General features: G+C 69.0%; 18 protein-coding genes. 9 read left to right on the top strand and 9 right to left on the bottom strand.

Features of this window, described 5'->3' with window-relative positions:
• Positions 1–18 precede the first annotated feature (18 nt).
• Together F3K02_RS23975 and F3K02_RS23970 are read left to right on the top strand one after the other, a co-directional pair.
• A complete protein-coding gene (locus tag F3K02_RS23975) occupies positions 19–780 on the top strand; it encodes a YiiX/YebB-like N1pC/P60 family cysteine hydrolase (protein ID WP_177138795.1) in 762 nt (253 codons plus the stop codon).
• 45 nt (positions 781–825) lie between these two features.
• The gene (locus tag F3K02_RS23970; RefSeq protein WP_177138793.1) at positions 826–3,549 is read left to right on the top strand and encodes a cation-translocating P-type ATPase; all 2,724 of its coding nucleotides are present in this window, start codon (positions 826–828) and stop codon (positions 3,547–3,549) included.
• 36 nt (positions 3,550–3,585) lie between these two features.
• On the opposite strand, the gene F3K02_RS23965 is transcribed toward F3K02_RS23970, so the two are convergent.
• Positions 3,586–3,876 (bottom strand): hypothetical protein, encoded by a 291-nt coding sequence (locus F3K02_RS23965; RefSeq protein ID WP_177138791.1) that lies wholly within the window; start codon positions 3,874–3,876, stop codon positions 3,586–3,588.
• Between the two features lie 181 nt (positions 3,877–4,057).
• On the opposite strand from F3K02_RS23965, the gene F3K02_RS23960 reads away from it, so the two are divergent.
• Both F3K02_RS23960 and F3K02_RS23955 read left to right on the top strand, forming a co-directional pair.
• Positions 4,058–4,780, top strand: coding sequence for a response regulator transcription factor (locus tag F3K02_RS23960; protein WP_246309766.1), 723 nt, complete (start codon positions 4,058–4,060; stop codon positions 4,778–4,780).
• Positions 4,777–6,105: an ATP-binding protein gene (locus tag F3K02_RS23955; protein ID WP_177138789.1), complete on the top strand. Its 1,329-nt coding sequence runs from the start codon at positions 4,777–4,779 to the stop codon at positions 6,103–6,105. The genes F3K02_RS23960 and F3K02_RS23955 overlap by 4 nt, the downstream gene beginning before the upstream one ends.
• Positions 6,106–6,112: 7 nt before the next feature.
• Here the strand turns inward: F3K02_RS23955 and F3K02_RS23950 are convergent, their stop codons facing one another.
• The 8 genes from F3K02_RS23950 to F3K02_RS23915 all read right to left on the bottom strand — a co-directional run bounded on the left by F3K02_RS23950 (position 6,113) and on the right by F3K02_RS23915 (position 13,883).
• Positions 6,113–6,565: a hypothetical protein gene (locus tag F3K02_RS23950; RefSeq protein WP_177138787.1), complete on the bottom strand. Its 453-nt coding sequence runs from the start codon at positions 6,563–6,565 to the stop codon at positions 6,113–6,115.
• Positions 6,566–6,589: 24 nt separating this feature from the next.
• Entirely contained in the window at positions 6,590–8,431 is a 1,842-nt protein-coding gene (locus tag F3K02_RS23945) for an ATP-binding protein (RefSeq protein ID WP_177138785.1), read from the bottom strand.
• Between the two features lie 11 nt (positions 8,432–8,442).
• On the bottom strand, positions 8,443–9,153 hold the full coding sequence (locus F3K02_RS23940; RefSeq protein WP_177138783.1) for a PspA/IM30 family protein: 711 nt from the start codon (positions 9,151–9,153) through the stop codon (positions 8,443–8,445).
• 34 nt (positions 9,154–9,187) lie between these two features.
• A complete protein-coding gene (locus F3K02_RS23935) occupies positions 9,188–10,057 on the bottom strand; it encodes a hypothetical protein (RefSeq protein ID WP_177138781.1) in 870 nt (289 codons plus the stop codon).
• A 16-nt stretch (positions 10,058–10,073) separates the two neighbouring features.
• Positions 10,074–11,645: an extracellular solute-binding protein gene (locus tag F3K02_RS23930; RefSeq protein ID WP_177138779.1), complete on the bottom strand. Its 1,572-nt coding sequence runs from the start codon at positions 11,643–11,645 to the stop codon at positions 10,074–10,076.
• 32 nt (positions 11,646–11,677) lie between these two features.
• Complete coding sequence (locus F3K02_RS23925) at positions 11,678–12,157, bottom strand: hypothetical protein (RefSeq protein WP_177138776.1); 480 nt, start codon at positions 12,155–12,157, stop codon at positions 11,678–11,680.
• Positions 12,158–12,161: 4 nt separating this feature from the next.
• Positions 12,162–12,806: a methyl-accepting chemotaxis protein gene (locus tag F3K02_RS23920; protein ID WP_246309764.1), complete on the bottom strand. Its 645-nt coding sequence runs from the start codon at positions 12,804–12,806 to the stop codon at positions 12,162–12,164.
• Positions 12,807–12,962: 156 nt separating this feature from the next.
• Positions 12,963–13,883 (bottom strand): LysR substrate-binding domain-containing protein, encoded by a 921-nt coding sequence (locus F3K02_RS23915; protein WP_177138772.1) that lies wholly within the window; start codon positions 13,881–13,883, stop codon positions 12,963–12,965.
• A 93-nt stretch (positions 13,884–13,976) separates the two neighbouring features.
• Between F3K02_RS23915 and F3K02_RS23910 the strand changes: the two genes are divergently transcribed.
• The 5 genes from F3K02_RS23910 to fahA all read left to right on the top strand — a co-directional run bounded on the left by F3K02_RS23910 (position 13,977) and on the right by fahA (position 19,130).
• The gene (locus F3K02_RS23910) at positions 13,977–14,933 is read left to right on the top strand and encodes a hydroxymethylglutaryl-CoA lyase (protein WP_246309762.1); all 957 of its coding nucleotides are present in this window, start codon (positions 13,977–13,979) and stop codon (positions 14,931–14,933) included.
• Positions 14,934–14,967: 34 nt separating this feature from the next.
• Complete coding sequence (locus F3K02_RS23905) at positions 14,968–16,140, top strand: CaiB/BaiF CoA transferase family protein (RefSeq protein ID WP_177138769.1); 1,173 nt, start codon at positions 14,968–14,970, stop codon at positions 16,138–16,140.
• A gap of 35 nt (positions 16,141–16,175) precedes the next feature.
• The gene (locus F3K02_RS23900; protein WP_177138767.1) at positions 16,176–17,165 is read left to right on the top strand and encodes a Bug family tripartite tricarboxylate transporter substrate binding protein; all 990 of its coding nucleotides are present in this window, start codon (positions 16,176–16,178) and stop codon (positions 17,163–17,165) included.
• 128 nt (positions 17,166–17,293) lie between these two features.
• A complete protein-coding gene (locus F3K02_RS23895) occupies positions 17,294–17,836 on the top strand; it encodes a VOC family protein (RefSeq protein ID WP_177138966.1) in 543 nt (180 codons plus the stop codon).
• A gap of 13 nt (positions 17,837–17,849) precedes the next feature.
• The gene (gene fahA, locus F3K02_RS23890) at positions 17,850–19,130 is read left to right on the top strand and encodes a fumarylacetoacetase (protein WP_177138765.1); all 1,281 of its coding nucleotides are present in this window, start codon (positions 17,850–17,852) and stop codon (positions 19,128–19,130) included.
• The last annotated feature ends 2 nt before the right edge of the window (positions 19,131–19,132 follow it).

The following is a 19,132-nucleotide window of genomic DNA, read 5'->3' as shown; positions in this document are numbered from 1 at the left end:
TTACACCGGGAGGACCTCATGATCAGACAAGCCATCGGGCGTGCGCTGGCGCGCTACCTGACCAAGCCGGGCCGGTCGGCGTCCATCGGCTTTCCGACCGACCAGCGCCTGCTGGCCGCGGCGTTGCGCCCTGCCGATGTGGTGCTGGTGGAAGGCACCACGCGCGTGAGCACGGCGATCAAGTACCTCACGCAGTCCACCTGGTCGCACGCGGCGCTCTGTGTCGGGCCTCTGCAGCCGGGTGGCCCGCTGATGGTGGTGGAGGCGGACATTCGCGAGGGCGTGCGCGCCGTGCCGCTGAGCACCTACGCGGGGCTGCATTGCCGTATCTGCCGGCCCGCCAGCCTGCGGATCGACGAGGCCCAGGCGGTCTGCCGTTTCGCGGTGCAGCGCATCGGCCACCGTTACGACCTCAAGAACATTCTGGACCTCGCGCGCTACCTGTTGCCCACGCCGCCGGTGCCGGTGCGCTGGCGCCGCCGCCTGCTGGCCGTGGGCAGCGGTGACCCCACGCGCGCGATCTGCTCCACCCTGATCGCGCAGGCCTTCGAGACGGTGCTCTACCCCATCCTGCCCATCGTCGAAGAGACCGCGACCGACGACCCGAGCTGCGACGACTGCGTGCGCCAGGTACTGCACGTGCGCCACCACAGCCTGTTCACGCCGCGCGATTTTGACGTGTCGCCCTATTTCGAGGTGGTCAAGCCCACCCTGGCCGCGGGCTTTGACCACCACGCGCTCGAATGGTCGCCGTCGGCCATGGCTTCACTGGAAGCCTGACCACGCCGGTGGCGGGCGCCATGGTGTTCGGGTTATGGTTGTTCCATGCGCCCCGACACCCATCCCTTGCCCCGCCCTGCCATCGATGACCAACAGCCGCCCTGGCACGCACAGGCCGCAGAACAGGCGCTGCAGACCCTGGACAGCAGCGCCACCGGGCTGACCCCCGCCGAAGCCGCCGTTCGCCTGGCCACCCACGGCCCCAACCGACTGACCGCGGCCGCGCGCCCGGGCTGGCTGCGGCGCTTTGCGGGGCAGTTCAACAACGTGCTGATCTACGTGTTGCTGGCTGCGGGCTTCACCACGCTCTGGCTGGAAGACCTCATCGACGCCGCCGTGATCTTTTGCGTGGTGCTCATCAACGCGGTGATCGGCTTCATCCAGGAGGGCAAGGCCGAACGCGCGCTCGAAGCCGTGCACGCCATGCTGGCCAGCCACGCCACGGTGCTGCGCGACGGCGAGCGGCACGAGATCGACGCCGGTGATCTGGTGCCCGGCGACGTGGTGCTGATCGAATCGGGCACGCGTGTGCCGGCCGACCTGCGCCTGCTGGCCACGAAGAACCTGCGCATCGACGAAGCCGCGCTCACCGGCGAGTCGCTGCCGGTGGACAAGGACAGCGCGCCGGTGGCCCCGCTGGCGCCGCTGGCCGAGCGCACCGGCATGGCCTACGCCGGCACCGTGGCGGCGGTGGGGCAGGGCACCGGCCTGGTGGTGGCCACGGCCAGCGCCACCGAGATCGGCCGCATCGGGCGCATGGTCTCGGAACTGCAGACCCTGGCCACGCCGCTGACGCGCCGGCTCGACCAGTTCGCGCGCCAGATCACCTTCTTCATCCTGCTGGTCAGCGTGGCCACCTTCCTGTGGGGCAGCCGGGTCGGCGGCCTGCCGGCGCTCGACATCTTTCTCGCCGTGGTGGGCCTGGCCGTGGCCGCGATCCCCGAAGGCCTGCCCGCCATCGTCACCATCACGCTCGCCATCGGCACCGCGGCCATGGCCGGGCAGCGCGCCATCGTGCGCCGCCTGCCCGCGGTGGAGACGCTGGGCTCGGTGGGCGTGATCTGCACCGACAAGACGGGCACGCTGACGAAGAACGAGATGACCGCGGTGGGCGTGATGCTGCCGGGCGACAGCCTGACCGTGAGTGGCGCCGGTTATGCGCCCGAGGGCGGTTTCCATGCGGATGGCCGACCCGTGGCGACCGATCGCCACACGGAGCTGTTGGGCCTGGCGCGCTGCGCCCTGCTGTGCAACGACGCGCAGCTGCACCGCGACGCGGCGGGCCGCTGGACGCTGGCCGGCGACCCGACCGAGGGCGCGCTGCTCACGCTGGCGCTCAAGGCCGGGCTGGACCTGGCCGAAGAAACCGCGCGCACGCCGCGCACCGACAGCCTGCCGTTTGAGTCGGAAAACCGCTACATGGCCACGCTGCACCACGATCACCGGGGTCGCGTGTTCGCCCTGCTCAAGGGCGGGCCCGAGCGCGTGCTGGGCCTGTGCGTGCGCGACGCGGCCGGCTTGCCGCTGGACGCTGCGGCCTGGCAGGCGCGCATGGACGGGGCCGCCAGCCAGGGCCAGCGTGTGCTGGCGCTGGCCGAGTGCGAGCTGCCCGCACGCACCAGCGAACTCACGCTGGAACACATCACGCCGCGCTTCACCCTGCTTGGCCTGGTGGGGCTGATGGACCCGCCGCGCCCCGAGGCGGTGGCCGCGGTGGCCGAGTGCCAGCAGGCCGGCGTGCGCGTGCTCATGATCACCGGCGACCACGCCACCACCGCCGCCGCCATCGGCGCCAGCCTGGGCCTGCGCGACGGCAACCCGATCACCGGCGCCGAGATCGACACGCTGGACGACGCGGCACTGCGCACCCGCCTGGGCCAGACCGACGTGATCGCCCGCGCCAGCCCCGAACACAAATTGCGCCTGGTGGCCAATCTGCAGGCCGGTGGCCAGCTGGTGGCCATGACGGGCGACGGCGTCAACGACGCGCCCGCGCTCAAGGCCGCCGACATCGGCGTGGCCATGGGCCAGCGGGGGACGGACGCGGCGCGCGAGGCGGCCGACCTCGTGCTCACCGACGACAACTTCGCCACCATCGCCCACGCGGTGCGCGAAGGCCGCCGCGTGTTCGACAACATCAAGAAGTCGCTGCTGTTCATCCTGCCCACCAACGGCGGCGAGGCCGGTCTGATCCTGATCGCGGTGTTCGCCGGCCTGGCGCTGCCGGTCACGGCCGGGCAGATCCTCTGGGTCAACATGGTCACCAGCATCACGCTGGACATGGCGCTGGCCTTTGAGCCCGCCGAAGACGGCGTGATGCGGCGCCCGCCGCGCCCGGCCAGTGAACCGCTGATCACGCGGCTGCTGTTCGTGCGCATCGCCTACATCACGGTGCTGATGGTGGCGGCGACCTTCGTGGTCTACGGCTGGGAGCTTTCGCGCGGCCACTCCATCGAAGTGGCGCGCACGGCGGTGGTCAACATGCTGGTGATGAGCGAGATCTTCTACCTGTTCAACGTGCGCCACTTCACCGCCAGCGCCTTCCGGTGGGAGACCCTGGCGGGCAACCGCATCGCGGTCTGGGCCTGCGTGATCACGCTGGGGTTGCAGGCGCTGTTCACCTACGCGCCGCCGATGCAGGCGCTGTTCGGCACCGCGCCGCTCGATGCGTGGTCGTGGCTGCTGATCACCGCGCTGGCGAGCGCGAAGTTCGGGGTGGTGGAGATCGAGAAGGCGGTGCTGCGTCGGATGGGCATCCAGCGCATGTGAGTCCCGCGGTGGCCATGCCCGGCGGGGTGGTCGGCTTCAGGGCTGGCGGGTGGTCTGGCGGACGATGGTCTGGCCGTTGGGGCCGGTCAGGACCGCCTGGGTGCCTTCTGGCGAGCGGTCCACCACCCGCGAGGTGGACTTGCCGTTCGGGCCGGTGGTGGTGGACGACACATCGCCGTGCGAGCGGCTCACGTTGCGCGTGACCGTTTGACCTTTGGGGCCGGTGAAGCTGGAGCTGCGGTCGCGGGCCATGGCCGGCGTGGACAGCGTGGTCAGTGCGAGCAGCACGGCGGTCACGGCGGTGCCGGATTTGAAAGCCTTGTTCATGAGGAACTCCTGTGAGGGTGTGACAGCGGAAGGCCGTGGGTGCGGCCTGTGCGCCCCGGAATGGGCCGGCACGGTGGGATTACAGGCCGGCGCGGCGCGTCCGTGTCTGTCGTCCTGCGACGAAACATGTCAGCGCTGAAACATGGGGCGCCCCGCCGCCGCCACTGCGTACACTGCCGCCATGGACGCCCTGTTTTCCCCCGAAATGGTCACCGTGCTGATGGTGGACGACGACGCCGAGCTGGCGGCCATGGTGGTCGAGCTGTTGCAGGCCCAGGGCATGCAGGTGCACAGCGCCGGCACCGCGGCGCAGGGGATGGCGGCGCTGACCCGCCTGCAGCCCGATGTGCTGCTGCTGGACCTGATGCTGCCCGACGCCAACGGGCTGGACCTGTGCCGGCGCCTGCGCGAGGCCGGCAACGATGTGCCGGTGCTCATGCTCACGGCGCGTGGCGACCCGTTTGACCGCGTGCTCGGCCTGGAGCTGGGGGCCGACGACTACCTGGGCAAACCCTTCGAACCGCGCGAGCTGGTGGCGCGCGTGCGCGCCCTGGCCCGGCGCCTGCAGGCGGCCACCCGGCGCCGGCAGCTGCGCTTCGACGGCCTGACGCTGGACCTGCTGGCGCGCCGGGCGGTCTGCCAGAACGAGGTGCTGCCGCTGACCTCCATCGAGTTCAAGCTGCTGGTCGCATTGGCGAGCCAGCCCGGGATCTGCGTCTCGCGCCAGGCGCTCTCGGCCGCGGTGCAGCCGGGCAACTACAAGCCCATGGACCGTGCGGTGGACGTGCAGGTGGCCCGCCTGCGCAAGAAGCTGGAGGCCGCACCGGGCGGGCGCGAATGGGTCGAAACCGTGCGGGGCGAAGGCTATGTGTTCACCGGTGGGCTGCCGGGTCCCAGCCTATGAAGTGGTTCGATACCCTGTTCGCCCGCATCTTCCTGCTGCAGGTCGCGGTGGCGCTGCTGTTGTCGCTGCTGTTCCTGCTGTTGCTGTTCAGTGGCCAGGCGAGCGTGTTCGCGCGTTCGGTCGCGCCGGGCTGGGCCAGTGCGCTGCGTCCGGTGCAGGCGCAGCTGGCACAGGGCGTGCTGCCGCAGCTGCCACGCAGTGTGGGTGTGGCCACGTCGGTGCATCTGGAGCCGGGCCCGCCGCCGGCCCGGGCGCGCCACATCGCCGCCACGCCGCTGGCGCCGCGTTATGTCGCGCTGAAAGCCGCTTTGCGGGACGAGGGCATCGGCGTCGGGCGCATGGCCGTCAGCGGCGAGCCTGGCGGGGGCGTGACCTGGCTGGAACTCTTGCCAGCCGGCCACCCACCCACCTGGGTCGGCGTGAACGGTGCGCTGGAGGGCACCGGTCTGCGGGGGCGTGGCGCGCTGGGCATCGCCCTGGCGGTGCTGGTGTTCCTGGGTGCGGCGGCGTGGCTGAGCCGGATCATCGTCAAGCCGCTGCTGGATCTGCAGGCCAGCGTGAAGACCTTCGCCGAGACGGGTGAGCGCCCAGCGGCACCGCCCGTGCGCGGGCCGATCGAGGTGCGACAGCTGACGCAACAGTTCGACGATTTCGCGGCGCAGCGGGTGCAGCAGGACGACGCACGGCAGATGATGCTGGCCGGCATCTCACACGACCTGCGTTCCCCGCTGGGCCGCATCCGCATGGCGGCCGAGCTGCTGCCCGATGCCCCGGGGGTGGCGGCCCGGCGCGAGAGTATCGTGCGCAACGCGCAGGTTGCGGACCAGTTGGTGGGTTCCTTTCTGTCGCTGGTGCGTTCGGCGACCGAGCCGCTGGAAGAGCGCGTGGACCTGGCCGCCCTCGTGCGCGACCTGCTGGGCCATGGGGACCACGGCGACGTCACGCTGGAGCTGCAGGCCGCCGGGCCCGTCTGGCTGGAGCCGGCTTCAGGCGTGCTGTTGCAACGGTCATTGACCAACCTGCTGGACAACGCGCGCCACCACGGCCGCCCACCGGTGGTCGTGCGCCTGCAAACCGATGATTCCCATGCCACGCTGACGGTGCGCGACCACGGCCCCGGCATTGCGCCGGAGCAGCGCGAAACCCTGCTCAGGCCTTTTTACCGCGGTGCGAGCGACCGGGGTGTGCCCGGCACCGGGCTGGGGCTGCCGGTGGTCGAGCGCTGCGTGCGGCGGCACGGGGGCGAGATGCAGCTGCTCGACGCCGCACCGGGCCTGGCGGTGCGCCTGCGGTTCCCGTTGGCGGGTCGCCCGCCTTCCGTCTAGCGAAAATTCAGCCGCCAGCGCCCAGTTCGCGCACCACGTTGGCGACCGATCCGGCGTCGGGCAGGTGCGAGAGGGCGCCAATGAGTTCGTCGCGCACCTGGCCCAGCAGGGCATCAAAGCGCGCGGCGTCCACGTTCAGGGCGGTGGCGAACGATTGCACCAGCGCGCGCTCGCCGTCGCTCAGGCGGCCGTCGGCGTGGCCGGTCATGAGGCACATCAGCACCACGGTGTCGGCCACGTCCGCCGGGCAACCGGCCATGGCCTGGGCGTCGAAGGCGTGGGTGCCCGACAGCATCGCCGACGTGGTGGGCATGTCGGCCGAACGTGAGCTTTCATAGAATTGGCCGATCAGGGCCGCTTCGGCAGGGTGCATGCCGTCCACCAGGGCCACCGACAACATGGCCTGGGTCAGCTGGATGACCTGGGTGGCGCTCAGGTTCTGGTCTTGGATCGCTTGCATGAATGGCTCCTTGTGTGGGGTGGGTCAGCGGGTGAGGGCGCGCCGTTTGGCGGCGACCAGGTTGCTCTGGATGTCGGCGATGGCCATGTCGCGGAAACGTTTGGGCAGCATGGAGCGGCGCGAGGTCTCGGACACCGCGAGCAGCTCCATGAACTCGATCATGTCGCGCTCCTGTGGCGGCATGAAGTCGGCCGCGGCCTGGGTGAGGGCGTCGGCGTTCAGCGGCGTGGCCTGATTGCGCGCCAGCTCCACGGCCAGCAGCGAGAGCGCTTCGAGGTCGGCGTTGGAGTAGCCGGTCAGGGTGTCGCACAGGGTCAGCAGTTCTTCGGTGCTCGCGACGCAGGGCTCTTCGTAGCGCGAGAGCACGGCCTGCAGCACCTGCACGCGTTCGGCCGCGGTGTCGCAGTAGAAGAACGGGATCTTGCGGTCGAGCCGACCGGGCCGCTTGATGTCGGTGTCGAGCTTGTCGGGGCGGTTGGTCATCATGACGAACAGCACCTGGCCGCGGTTCTCGGGCTCGGCCATGAACTCTTTCAGCCGTGCGATCACGCGCGAGCTGGTGCCGCCGTCGCTGTCTTCGCCGCCGCCCGAACCGAAGCTGCGGTCGCCTTCGTCGATGATCACCGCGATGGGGCCCATGGCCTTGACGGTGGCGAGCACGCGCTCCAGGTTGGCCTCGGTCGAGCCGACCCACTTGGAGCGGAAGTTCTTCAGCGCCACGGCCGACAGGCCGGCCTCTTTCAGGAAGGCCTTGATGACGAAGGTCTTGCCCGATCCCATGGGACCGACCGCGAGCAGGCCCATGGGTGTCAGCGTGGTTTCGCCGGCCTTGAGGTTCTGCGCGATCGCCATCAGCTCGTGTTTGATGTGCTCGTGGCCACCGACGGCCGAGAGGCCGTGTTTGGGCTCGATGAACTCGATCAGGCCCGCGCATTCCTTCTCGATCATCTCGCGCTTGCGCGCGTGGATAACCTTCAGCACCTCCTGGTCGGCGTCGCCTTCGGGCAGGGTCTTGCCGGGCTCGATCAGCCGCGTGATCTCGGCCGGCGTCATGCCGGCGGTGATGGTGGCCAGCGTGTCGGCGCGGGCGGCGGCGTCGGGTGTTCCTTCGAGCAGCCGGCCGATCAGCGCGCGGCGCTCGGCCTCGCTCAGGCCATGGCCCTTGGAACCGGCCAGGATGTTGGCGAGCTGCACGGTGCGCAGGCCGCTGGTGCGTTCGGAGAACAGCTCGACCTGGTGCGCGGTGAGCTTGGGCGCGAAAAAGCCGATCACCTTCTGGCGCAGCGGCAGGTCGGGCATCGGGATTTCGATCGCCGCCACCTTGGGGTTGGACAGCAGGCCCGGGTTGATCGCGTTGAGCGACTCGGTGATCAGCACGACGATGTTGTCGCCCTGGGTCAGCGTCTGGTCCAGCGACCAGCGGTGGAACACCAGGTAGGTCTGGCGGTCGGTCTGCGCCATGAAGCTCGGATCGCCGGCGGGCAGCAGCGCGTCGGCGTAGGGCACGATGACGGCGGTGGACGGCTGCGCGCGCATGCGCTGCTCCAGCGCGTGCAGCGAGGCCAGCAGGTCGGGCTCGGTGCCTTCCTCCACCTGGCGCAGCAGCGCGCGCTGCTTGTCTTCGTTCGTCCCCGACAGCACCCGGATGCCGCGCTCCAGACTCACCTCGCACACGTGCTGCTTGGTGTCCTTGAACAGTTCTTCGACCAGGAAGGCGCCGAGGTTGTGCAGCTTGTCGCCGACCAGGTAGTTGTCGAAGACGTTGCGGTAGAGCACGAAGGTGGACGCTTCGCCCGCCAGGTACTTCTGCCGCAGGACCTCGGCCCAGCGCGGCAGATCGTGACGGGGGGATGCGGGTGCGTTCATGCGCGGGCGGCTCAGAGGGTCTTGGTCGGAGCGGCCTGCGCGGCGGCGCGGGCCTGCTTCATGGCTTCGAGCTGGGCCTTGGCCGTCACGCTGCCGCTGCTCTGGCGCAGCTTGTTGAGGCGCACGTCGAGGTCGGAGTTCTGCAGCTCGGCGCCCAGGCTGGCCTGTGCCACCTGGCCCTTGATGTGCTCGCGCACGGCGCCCAGCGCCTGCACTTCGGCGTCCACCGAGAGGCCGTCGAGCTGGCCCTGGATCTTGATGCGGGCCTGCGCGCTGTGCATCTGGGCCAGCATGCGCTCTTTCTCGGCCTTGAGCTTGTCGATTTCGGACTTCACCTGGATCAGCGAGTCCTTGGCGTTGTCGGCGTCGGCGGTGGCCTGGGCCGCGTCGGCGCGCAGCTCGGTGAGCGCCGCGTCCAGCGTGTTCTTCTTTTGGATCAGCACCACGGCGAGGTCGTCCTGGTTGGTGGCCAGGGCGGCTTCCAGGTCGGTGGTCACGGCGGCGAGCTCGCGCTCGTGCGCTTCCAGGCGCGAGGTGATGTCCTGGCGGCGCGCGATGATGGCGCCGGTGGCCGCCTTGAGCTGGGTGTATTTCTGGATCATCGAGGCGATCGCGTTCTGGTACGCGATCTCAGGGTGCTCCTTCTCGATGTCCGACACCCAGAGGGAGATGAAGCCGGTCCAGAGGTTGGCGAGGCGGGCGAAGATTGCGTTGTTGGCCATGGGGGACTCCTGGTTGAATGCGGTGGGTTGGGGTTCAGGTTCTTTGGCGTTGCGAGGCCTGGCGGGCGGCCGCGTTCGCTGCGCTGCCGGAGGCGCTGACGCGTGGGGCATTGTTGCCGAAGGCGGCGAGATCGGCGTCGTCGAATTCGGCGGCCACCTCTTCGGCGATGCGCAGGCGGGACAGCGAGTCTTCGAGCTTGCTGCCCATGTCGGTGGCATAGGGCGATGTGATCACCAGCTGGTACACCTCTTCCATCTTGTCGGGCATGGCCAGCAGCGTGGCTTCAAGCGCGCTGCGGCGGACCGCGAGGCGGCGCGCACGGTTCAGCACCTCGGCGTATTCGGCGAGCGTGGCGCGCAGCTGCCGCGCCTCCTCGTCGCCGAGCGCGGGGTTGCGCAGCTGGGCCTCGACGCTGGCGATGCGGCGGTTCACCTGGTCTTCGCTGATCTGCTCCTTGCGCCGGCGCAGCGAGGCATTGACCGAGCAGAGGCCGAGGTAGTCGACGGTGAGGGCCTCCAGCTTTTCCACATCCTGCCGGGTCAGCGTGGTCTGCCGGTCACCCGCCGTTTCGTAGAGCGCCTGCACGCGTTCCCACATGTGCTGGTAGGTGGACAGTGCGCCGGACTCGCCGCGTGCGCTCAGTTCGTCGATCAGCAGCTTGCGGCGCTGGCTCAGACCCTGGTGGTGCGCCTCGCGGTCGACCCAGGCCTTGAACGACGGCAGGCTGGGCACCATCAGCGCCGCCAGGATTTCGGTGCCCACGGCCAGTGTGCCGACCAGCGCCAGCCCCGCCAGCCCCATGGGGATGGACGCGAAGATGGCCACCACACCGGCCGCGAGCAGGGCGGTGCGGTTGGCCGGGTGGCGCAGGAACGCGCCCAGGTAGGAGGGCTTGGGGTTCAAGGGGATGGCGCTGCGGTCACTTGGCGAAGCGCGACCAGATGCGGGTGATCTCCTGCTCGTCCTGCTCGGACAACACCGGGATCGGCGACGACCGGCTCAGCGAGGTGGTGCTGGGCACCACGGCCGGGTTGGACTTCACGCTCGCGCTCATGAATTCGCCGGCCTTCAGGTTGGCGTTGGCGTAGCCCACGGTGTTGGACACCTTGGCGATCACCTGGGGCCGCATCAGGTAGTCGATGAACTGGTGTGCACCGCGCTTGTTTTTCGCGTTGGCCGGCACGGCCATGGCGTCGATGGCGAGCAGGCCGCCGTCGGCCGGCACCCGGTATTCGACCGCGCCGCGCGACTTGCCCTGCGCCTGCACCGCGTCGCCCGAGAAGCCGATGGCGACGCAGAGCTTGCCGTTGGCCAGCGAGTCGATGAACTGGTCGGTGGGAATGACCTTGACCGTGCCGGCGATGCCCGCCATCACCTTCTCGGCGGCCGCGATCGAGGAACGGCCGGCCCACTTGGTCTGGCCACCGGCCATGGCGGCCAGCGGGATCACGTCGGACGCCGAATCGACCACGCCGATGCCGCAGGACTGGAAGCGCTTCGCGATGGCCGGATCGAACACGGTGGCCAGCGTGTCCACGCTGTGGCCCGGGAAGGCCTTGCTGGTGAGCTTGGGGTTCCAGGCGATGCCGACCGTGTACCACATGTAGGGTAGGCTGTAGGCGCCGTCCTTGTCCCAGGCGCGCAGGGTCGCGTCCACCCGCGGGTCGATGTTGTTCAGGTTCTTGAGGCTGGCTTTGTCGAGTTTGCCGAGCAGTCCCTTGGCCGCCATGCCGGGCACGGCGTTGGCCGTGGGGAAGACCACGTCGTAGGGCGTGCCGGCCGCGCCCAGGCGGGCCTGCAGGTCGTCGTTGTCCGCGAAGATGTCGTAGATCACGCGGATGTTGAATTCCTTCTCGAAGTCCTGCAGCACGCTGGGTTCGATGTAGTCGGGCCAGTTGAGCACCCGCAGGGTCTCCTTGGCGCCCGCGCCTGCGCCGTTCACCGCGCGGCGCAGGTTCATCAGCACGGTCGAGGTGATCAGGCCGTCCACGCTCACGCCCTGCGACTCCTGGAAGGCTTCGGTCGCGACCTGGGTCTGGGGGCCGAAGGTGCCGTCCAGTGGCCCGGCGCTGAAGCCCAGCTTGCCCAGCAGGATCTGCGCCTCGCGCAGGCCCTGGGCGTCCACGATCTTTTCCTTGCCCTTGTAGTTGCCGCTGGACCAGTTCTGGCTGGTCCAGATGTGGCGGCGGATGGCGTTGAGCAGCGCGTCGTTGACCTCGCTGGCGGGCGCTGTGCCGGTGCGCGCGGCGAAAGCGCGCATGGCGTCCAGCGTGGCCGGCGTCAGCGTGCCCGAGGGTGTTTCGCGCAGCAGGCCGATGCGGGCCAGCAGGCGCTGCGCGGACTCGACCTTGGCGTTGCGCGCGCCAGCCGGCGCGGCAGCCGGGGCTTTGGGCTCGGCGGTGCCGAAGACGAAGCCCTGGGCCTGGGTGGTGCCGGTGATCCAGAGGCCGCTGATCAGGGCGGCGGCCAGGGCGATGTGGCGGAGTTGCATGGGGTGTCCTTGGAAAGCGGGTGGGTGCGGGTTCACTGGCCGGGCGCGAAACAGATGGTGTTGCGGGACTGGGCCAGTTGGAAGAGTTTGGCGGCGGCCTCCTGGTCGGCGGGGATGCCGCCCTGGCCTTTGAGCGTCATCTCACCCAGGTGGCAGGCCGCGCCGGCGTTGCCCCCTTGCACGGCCAGCAACAGGTGGGCGCGCGCCTGGGCGAAGTCGCCGCTTTCCAGCAGCTGGCGGCCGAGTTCGGCGTGTTCGGCAGCGGACAGGTCGTTGCCGCCGGTCGCGACGACGGGCTCGCTGGCGGCCGGTTCGCTCGCGGTCGGCGGTGTGCTCGGCGGCGTCGAGATGACGCTGGAGGTGGGCGTGTCCGGGCTGGTGCTGGGCGCGGTCGACGAGGTCGGCGCTGCGCCAAAGCGTTCCTTGAGCACCAGGTGCCACACGGCCGAGGCCATGGCACCGACCACGGCCAGACCGATCAGGCCTTTGGAGAGGGGAGTCAGGCTGGCCATGGGGTCATTCCTTGGGGGTGGTGGCGGGCGCACCGAACTGCGCCGACAGGTTCTGCAGCTGCTGGCCGAGCTGCGACAGGCTGGCCAGCTGGACGGCGGTGTGTTCGCGCGCGGCCTGGAGCTGGGCTTCCTGGCCGGCGATGTCCTGGGCGGCGCGCGACACCTCGCGGTTCATCAGGGCGTCGAGTTCGGACATCTGCCGGCGGATGTCGTCCACCACCTTGTCGCGCCGGGCGGTCATGGTCTCGATACGCGCCAGCGTGTCGCGTTCCAGCGCCTGCAGGTTCAGCTGCAGCAGTTCGGCGTGCATGGACAGGGCCTGGTCCTTGGTCTGTGCGTCGGCCAGCGGGTCGGCGATGGTCCAGGACTCGTCGGCCGCGTCCATGGCCTGGATGGCCATCAAGCGGGTGCCGGGGTCCATCGCACTCAGGCCCTCGATCAACCGCAGCAGGCGCTCGGCGGGGTAGAGCGACGCCGGCACACCCGCCTGGGCGTAGATCTCGTCGAGTTTCAGGGGGGCGCCGATCGGGACGGGCGCGGCGGCGGGCGGCAGGGCGGCGGTGGTTTCGGTGACCGGAGGCGGCGCGGGTGCGGCGTCTTCGTGCGGCACCTCCATGCGAACCAGTCCCGCTTTTTCAAGGAAACCCATCACACCCTTCATCTCTTCTTCTCCAGCTTGGTGTCCATACGCAATGCCTCCGTACAGGAGCCCCCTTCCCGCCGCAGGACGGGGCCGTCTGTGGGAACTCGCAGGGAGTTTAAGGCAAGGCCGCGACCCCGTTGCCGGTGCGCAGCCAAGGGCCCCTCAGGCGGCCGGCGTGTCTGCCTGCGCGGCCTGATCGACCAGAAATTCCAGCAGCCGCCCGGCCGCGGGCGTGAGGTCGCCGTGGCGGCGGTAGCAGATCGCGAACTCGCGGTGGGCCCAGTCGTTCAGCAGCGGGATGATGCGCACCTGGCCTGCCGAGACGTAGATCTCGCTCACCTGCCGCGGCACCACGCTGATGCCCAGGCCCGCAGCCACGACGCGGAAAGCGGCGTCGAAGTTCGACACCACCACGCGGTAGCTCATGTGGCGCCCGGCCTTGGCGGCCGCGCGGCCCAGCATGGTGTGGACAGCGGTGGAAGGCGGCAGGCCCACGTGTTCGTGGGTCAGCGTGTCCTCGAAGTGCAGCGCCTCGTGCTGCGCCAGCGGGTGGTCCAGCGGCACCGCCAGCGTCAGCTCGTCGCGGCGGTAGGGCCGGTGCTCCAGACCACCGAAATCGATGTTGCTCCAGCACACGCCGAGCGACACCACGCCCTCGCGCACCATGCTCACGATGTCCCTGGAGAAGCGCTCTTCGATGTCCACCTTGATGTCCAGGTGCTCGGGCGCGCGCATGAAGGCCGTGAGGTCGTCGAGCAGCGATTCGGCGATCGCCGAGGCGCTGGCCACCACGCGCACCTGGCCCTTGATGCCGCCCTTGAAGGCGGCCATGTCGGCCTCGATGCGGTCCATGGTGAAGAGCACGTTGCGGGCGTGCTCCAGCAGGGCGCGGCCGGCCGGGGTGGGCTCGGCGCCGCGCCGCCCGCGCACCAGCACCTGGGTGCCGATCGCGTCTTCCAGCTGCGCGATGCGCTTGCTGATGGCCGAGGGCTCGATGTGCTCCTGCGCCGCGGCGTCTTTCATGTTGCCGAGGTCGCACACGGCCACCAGCAGCCGCAGGGATTTGAGGTCGAGGTCGCGCATGGGGGAAACCCTGTGTTTGAGTTCCAAAATGGAATCTATAGCCTTCCATATGGTCACTTGATGTTGTTTGTGGAAATCATAAACTCCGCTTCCATGAGCAACAAGTCCGATTTTTCCACCTTGCCCGCCCAGGCCGTGATCCGCGAAGTCGGCCTTCGTGATGGTCTGCAGAGCATCCCCACCCGGGTGTCCACCGCGCACAAATGCGAGTGGATCACCGACGCCTTTGCCGCCGGGCAGCGCGAGATCGAGGTGGGCTCTTTCGTGCCGCCCAGGCTGCTGCCGCAGATGGCCGACACCGCCGAGGTGCTGGCCTTCGCCAGGACCTTGCCGGGCCTGAAGGCCAGCGTGCTGGTGCCCAACCTCAAAGGGGCCGAGCGCGCCATCGAGGGTGGCGCCCACCTGATGATCCTGCCGCTCTCGGCCAGCCACGCGCACAGCCTGGCCAACCTGCGCAAGACGCCCGACGAAGTGGTGGACGAGATGAAGCGCATCCGTGCCGCGCGCGACGCTGCCGGCAGCCAGACCCTGATCGAAGGCGGCGTGGGCACGGCCTTCGGCTGCACGATCCAGGGCGAGGTGAAAACCAGCGAAGTGCTGCGCCTGATGCAGGCCCTGCTCGACGCCGGCGCCGACCGCGTGAGCCTGGCCGACACCGTGGGCTACGCCGACCCGCATTCGGTGCGCGAGCTGTCCGAACAGGCGCTGAAGATCGCCGGTGACCGGTTCTGCTGCGGCCACTTCCACGACACGCGCGGCCTGGCCCTGGCCAACGTGTACGCGGCGCTCGAAGTGGGCGTGAGCCGCTTCGACGCCTCGCTGGCCGGCATCGGCGGCTGCCCGCACGCGCCCGGTGCCAGTGGCAATGCGGCCAGCGAAGACCTCGCTTTCATGCTGCAGGCCTGCGGCGTGAGGACCGGCATTCACATTGAGAAGTTGCTGGCGCTGCGCGCCAAGGTGGTGGGCTGGCTGCCGGGCGAACCCACCCACGGTGCGCTCTGGCGCGCCGGTCTGCCCAAGACGGCGCAAGCCGCCACGGCCGCCCACTGAAGGCCTTTTCCATTCAACGAACCGAACACAAGCCATGCCAACCGAATCCACCGGACTCCCCCTCGAAGGCGTGCGCGTCATCGAGTTCACCCACATGGTCATGGGCCCGACCTGCGGCATGATCCTGGCCGACCTCGGCGCCGAGGTCATCAAGGTCGAGCCGCCCGGCGGCGACAAGACGCGCACCCTGCCGGGCCTGGGCATCGGCTTCTTCCGCAGCTTCAACCGCAACAAGAAGAGCGTGGTGCTCGACATCCAGACCGAAGAGGGTCTGGCCACGGCGAAGGAACTCATTGGCCAGTGCGACGTGCTGCTGGAGAACTTCCGCCCCGGCCTGATGGACAAGCTCGGCCTGGGCAGTGCCGCACTGCGCGAGTTGTTCCCCCGGCTCATCTACGTGTCGCACAAGGGCTTTCTGCCCGGGCCGTATGAGAGCCGCCTGGCGCTGGACGAGGTGGTGCAGAACATGGCCGGCCTGACCTACATGACCGGCCCGGTGGGCCGTCCGCTGCGCGCGGGCTCGTCGGTCAACGACATCATGGGCGGCATGTTCGGCGCCATTGGTGTGCTGGCCGCGCTGCGCGAACGCGACCGCGTGGGGGGCACGGGCCAGGGCCAGGAGATCCAGAGCGCGCTGTTTGAAAACTGCTGCCTGCTGGCCTCGCAGCACATGCAGCAGTTCCAGATGACGGGCGAGGTGCCGCCGCCGTTCCCCTCGCGCGTTTCCGCCTGGAGCGTCTACGACACCTTCACGGTGGCCGGTGGCGAGCAGTTGTTCGTCGGCGCGGTGAGCGACAAGCAGTTCGCCACGCTGTGCCAGGTGATTGAGCGTCCCGACCTCGCCAGCGACCCGGCCCTGGCCACCAACGCCCAGCGCGTCGCCGTGCGCCCCGAGTTGCTGCAAAAACTGGGCGAAACCCTGCAGCACCAGGACCTGGAAACCCTGTGCGCGAAGCTGCAGGCTGCCGGCCTGCCCTACGCCAAGGTGGTGCGCCCCGACCAGCTGGTGCACGACGAGCACCTGATCGCCTCCGGCGGCCTGGTGCCCATGACCACCGAAACCGGTGACACCACGCAGGTCGTGCTGCTGCCGCTGCTGATGGGTGGGCGCCGTCCCGGCGTGCGCAGCCCGCTGCCCGCCATCGGCGAGCACACCGAAGAAGTGCTCACCCGCCTGACCCCCGCCTTTGTTCCCGCTGCCGTTTGACCCCCGCTTATTTCCACCAGAACCAGGAGACAACCATGACCAAGACCTTCACCAAGACCGTCAGCCGCCGCACCCTCATCACCGTGGCCGCCTCGTGCCTTTTTGCCTCGGCGCCGGCCTGGGCGCAGTCCGGTGCGCCGTTGCGCGTGATCCTGCCGGTGGGCGCCGGCTCGGGTGTGGACACCATCGTGCGCGCCGCGCAGAACGCCTTGTCCAAGGCGCTCGGCGGCCAGTCCGTGGTGATCGAAAACCTGCCCGGTGCGGGCGGCATCACCGGCACCTCGGCGCTGGTCAAGGCCGCGCCCGACGGCAACACGGTGGCCTTCATTTCGAACAACCACGCGGTCAACCCCAGCGTGTTCAAAACCATCCCCTACGACAGCCTCACCGACATCACGCCCATCACCGTGGTCGGTGGTTCGCCCTTCGTGCTGGTGGTCAACCCGGCCAAGGTGCCGGCGAAAAACGCCAAGGAAATGCAGGCGCTGCTCAAGGCCAAACCGGGTGGTTTCAACATGGGATCGTCGGGCAACGGCACCATCATCCACCTGGCGGGCGAGATGTTTGTGGACGCAGCCGGCGTGCAGGTGCAACACATCCCCTACAAGGGCATGGGTCCGATGATGGCCGACATCATCGGGGGACAGGTCGAGTTCGGTGTGGCCGCCGTGGCCGCCGCCCAGGGCCACCTGGCTTCTGGGCGCATGAAGGCCATCGGCGTCATGGGCAAGGAGCGCGTGGCGTCGCTGCCCGATGTGCCCACCATCGCCGAACAGGGCTTCCCGGATGTGGACGTGGCCGGCTGGTTCGCGATGATCGGCCCCAAGGGCCTGCCATCCGCGCAGGTGGACCGCCTGCACAAGGCCGTGGTCGCCGCCTTCAATGACCCCGACGTCAAGGCCACCATGGCCAAGCAGGACAACGTCATCCATCCCACCACGCCGGATGCCGCGGTCAAATTCCTGAAGTCCGAACAGGATCGCTACGCGCGCCTGGTGAGCAAAGCCAACATCAAGTTGGACTGAGAGGCTGAGCTTTCACCGCCATGGTCGATCAGTCTGAACGCTCCCTGTGGCAGGGCTTCAAACTGATTGACCCCATGACGCACAACGTCTACAAAGGGTGCATCCACCGGAGACCGACCATGAGCACTTTGAAAATCGACCGCATCCACCACGTGGCCTACCGCTGCAAGGACGCCAAAGAAACCGTCGAGTGGTACGTCAAGCACCTGAACATGGACTTTGTGCTGGCCATCGCCGAAGACCAGGTGCCGTCCACCAAAGCGCCCGACCCGTACATGCACGTGTTCCTCGACGCGGGCCAAGGCAATGTGCTGGCCTTCTTCGAACTGCCCAACGCGCCGGCGATGGGTCGTGATGCCAACACGCCCGAGTGGGTGCAGCACATCGCCTTCAAGATCGGCAGCCTGGACATGCTCGAAGCCACCAAAGAGCGCCTGCAGGCCGCGGGTGTTGAGGTGCTGGGGCCGACCGACCACACCATCTTCAAAAGCATCTACTTCTTCGACCCCAACGGCCACCGGCTGGAGCTGTGCGCCGACGTGGGCACGCCGCGCATGCACAAGGACCTCGACGAGGTGAAGTGGGACATGCTCAACGAGTGGGCGCAGACCAAGCGCGCACCCAAGCACGCCGCCTGGATGCACGACAGGGAATTCAAGGCCCTGGATTGAAGCTGGTGACGCCATGAACGCCATCGACAACACCCACAACCCGGCCTTGCGCAGCTGGGTCGAGACGGCCAATGAGCCCGCGAGCGATTTCCCGGTCCAGAATCTGCCGTTTGGCCGCTTCAAGGTCGAGGACGATCCCGAGTGGCGCATCGGCGTGGCCATCGGCGACCAGGTGCTGGACCTGCGGGCGGCCGGTCTGATCCACTTCAGCGACATGAACCGCCTGATCCGGCTCAAGCCCGAGACCCGGCGCGAACTGCGCGCGCAGATCAGCGCCGGCCTGGCCGCCGGCAGTCCGCAGCAGGACCGGTGGTCGCGGCACCTGCATCCGCAGGGCGCCGTGGAGCTGGGCCTGCCCTGCGACATCCGCGACTACACCGACTTCTATGTCGGCATCCACCACGCCACGGCGGTGGGCAAGCTGTTCCGGCCCGACAACCCGCTGCTGCCCAACTACAAGTGGGTGCCCATTGGCTACCACGGCCGCGCCTCCACCATTCAGCCCAGCGGACACAGCTTTCACCGCCCACTGGGGCAGATCAAGGGCCCCGACACCGACGCACCCATGCTCGCGCCGACCAAGCGGCTGGACCTGGAGCTGGAGCTCGGTTACGTGATCGGCCGGCCCAACGCCATGGGCCACCCGATCCCGCTGGCCGAGGCGGAAGACCATGTGTTCGGTGTGACCCTGTTCAACGACTGGAGTGCGCGCGATTTCCAGGCCTGGGAGTACCAGCCGCTCGGCCCCTTCCTGTCGAAAAACTTCGCCAGCACGCTCTCGCCTTGGATGGTGACGCTCGAAGCGCTGGCGCCGTTCCGCCAGGCCCTGCAGCGGCCCGCGGGCGACCCGCCGCCGCTGCCCTACCTGCGAGCCGAAGCCAGCGAGCGTGCTGGTGCGTTCGACATTGATCTCGACGTGCTGCTGCAGACCGCGCGCATGCGCGCCGAAGGCCATGAGCCCGAGGTCATCAGCCGCTCCAACGCCGCGCAGGCCGCTTACTGGTCGCTGGCCCAGCTGGTGACCCACCACACGGTCAACGGCTGCGCGCTCTCTGCGGGCGATCTGTTCGGGTCGGGCACGCTCTCCGGCCCGAAGCCCGAGCAGGCCGGCTCGCTGCTCGAACTCACCGTGGGGGGCAAGCAGGCCATCACCCTGGGCAACGGCGAGCGCCGCACTTTTCTGGAAGACGGCGACAGCATCACACTGCGCGGCCGCTGCACACGCACCGGGTTTCAGAGCATCGGCTTTGGCGAATGCACGGCCACCGTGCTGCCACCGCTCGGGGCCATCTGATC

It is taken from the genome of Hydrogenophaga aromaticivorans (assembly GCF_013387465.1).
Taxonomy (GTDB): Bacteria; Pseudomonadota; Gammaproteobacteria; order Burkholderiales; family Burkholderiaceae_C; genus Hydrogenophaga; species Hydrogenophaga aromaticivorans.
This window is presented reverse-complemented; position numbering and strand designations above follow the sequence as displayed.

What these genes read in the sequence shown, in the direction of transcription:
- F3K02_RS23975 (WP_177138795.1), top strand. Translation starts at nt 19, where the DNA reads ATGATCAGACAAGCCATCGGGCGTGCGCTGGCGCGCTACCTGACCAAG.
- F3K02_RS23970 (WP_177138793.1), top strand. Translation starts at nt 826, where the DNA reads ATGCGCCCCGACACCCATCCCTTGCCCCGCCCTGCCATCGATGACCAA.
- F3K02_RS23965 (WP_177138791.1), bottom strand. Translation starts at nt 3,876, where the DNA reads ATGAACAAGGCTTTCAAATCCGGCACCGCCGTGACCGCCGTGCTGCTC.
- F3K02_RS23960 (WP_246309766.1), top strand. Translation starts at nt 4,058, where the DNA reads ATGGACGCCCTGTTTTCCCCCGAAATGGTCACCGTGCTGATGGTGGAC.
- F3K02_RS23955 (WP_177138789.1), top strand. Translation starts at nt 4,777, where the DNA reads ATGAAGTGGTTCGATACCCTGTTCGCCCGCATCTTCCTGCTGCAGGTC.
- F3K02_RS23950 (WP_177138787.1), bottom strand. Translation starts at nt 6,565, where the DNA reads ATGCAAGCGATCCAAGACCAGAACCTGAGCGCCACCCAGGTCATCCAG.
- F3K02_RS23945 (WP_177138785.1), bottom strand. Translation starts at nt 8,431, where the DNA reads ATGAACGCACCCGCATCCCCCCGTCACGATCTGCCGCGCTGGGCCGAG.
- F3K02_RS23940 (WP_177138783.1), bottom strand. Translation starts at nt 9,153, where the DNA reads ATGGCCAACAACGCAATCTTCGCCCGCCTCGCCAACCTCTGGACCGGC.
- F3K02_RS23930 (WP_177138779.1), bottom strand. Translation starts at nt 11,645, where the DNA reads ATGCAACTCCGCCACATCGCCCTGGCCGCCGCCCTGATCAGCGGCCTC.
- F3K02_RS23925 (WP_177138776.1), bottom strand. Translation starts at nt 12,157, where the DNA reads ATGGCCAGCCTGACTCCCCTCTCCAAAGGCCTGATCGGTCTGGCCGTG.
- F3K02_RS23920 (WP_246309764.1), bottom strand. Translation starts at nt 12,806, where the DNA reads ATGGGTTTCCTTGAAAAAGCGGGACTGGTTCGCATGGAGGTGCCGCAC.
- F3K02_RS23915 (WP_177138772.1), bottom strand. Translation starts at nt 13,883, where the DNA reads ATGCGCGACCTCGACCTCAAATCCCTGCGGCTGCTGGTGGCCGTGTGC.
- F3K02_RS23910 (WP_246309762.1), top strand. Translation starts at nt 13,977, where the DNA reads ATGAGCAACAAGTCCGATTTTTCCACCTTGCCCGCCCAGGCCGTGATC.
- F3K02_RS23905 (WP_177138769.1), top strand. Translation starts at nt 14,968, where the DNA reads ATGCCAACCGAATCCACCGGACTCCCCCTCGAAGGCGTGCGCGTCATC.
- F3K02_RS23900 (WP_177138767.1), top strand. Translation starts at nt 16,176, where the DNA reads ATGACCAAGACCTTCACCAAGACCGTCAGCCGCCGCACCCTCATCACC.
- fahA (WP_177138765.1), top strand. Translation starts at nt 17,850, where the DNA reads ATGAACGCCATCGACAACACCCACAACCCGGCCTTGCGCAGCTGGGTC.